This window comes from Fulvivirga kasyanovii (assembly GCF_009711405.1).
Classification (GTDB): domain Bacteria; phylum Bacteroidota; class Bacteroidia; order Cytophagales; family Cyclobacteriaceae; genus Fulvivirga; species Fulvivirga kasyanovii.
Genome location: NZ_SMLW01000559.1, coordinates 18,803 through 19,574, shown reverse-complemented (window position 1 = coordinate 19,574; position 772 = coordinate 18,803). Strand labels below are relative to the sequence as shown.

The following is a 772-nucleotide window of genomic DNA, read 5'->3' as shown; positions in this document are numbered from 1 at the left end:
TTGCTGCTGTTGGAAGTCCGTGAAGATGAGAAGTTTCAGGTGCACTACAACCTGCTGGATGTAGCTACCGGGAAATTTATCGAGAAAGGGCTTACTTTTGAAGAAAACTGGTGGATAGGAGCCTCTTCCCTGGGCAACGATACTATATTATTTTATACTTTCCCAGACCAGGAGAACCCCGATGTGAAGAATGTTTTTTCCTATGATTTTAAGCTTGACAAAATTTTATGGAAAAAGGAAGGTCACAACATCATGGAAGTAGCGGGTGATAAAGTTTGGCTGATGGAGCCTGACAAAGATGATATCTCTTGTTTCGATATTCGGACAGGGGAACCTTTAAGCTCCAATGGTAACTCCGGCAACCCCATAAATGGGGCAGGGCATGCGGAAAATAAATTGCTTAAAAAACCGTTTATCTATCGTGAGGGGAGCGAGTATTTTAAAACGGTGAGTCAGTTTATAACAGCCTCCGCTAACCTGCATATTGTAAGGAGTGTAGATTATTATGAAGATGACCGCGTTATGGTTATATCCTTCTACTATCTGAACAAAAACAATAAACTGGCGAATGATTTGCTAGTTGTTGATCACGAGGGCAATCACTTGCTTCGGGAGAGGCTTGGTAATGACCTGAGCGGAATAAGCGATGATACTTTCTTCATTTATCACAACAAGCTTATCTTTGTAAAGGACAATGCAGATTTTTTTATATATCAGTTAAACTGAAAACCCATATTTAGTAGCAGATGTCGTAACTTTTTGCGTTGCACAT

1 protein-coding gene is annotated in these 772 nt (G+C 40.4%); it reads left to right on the top strand.

Going from position 1 to position 772, the window contains the following annotated elements; genetic code table 11:
• Positions 1-726, top strand: a 726-nt coding sequence (locus tag E1163_RS13980; protein WP_155172830.1) for a DUF4905 domain-containing protein, incomplete at its 5' end; no start/stop codon positions are given.
• Positions 727-772 lie beyond the last annotated feature (46 nt).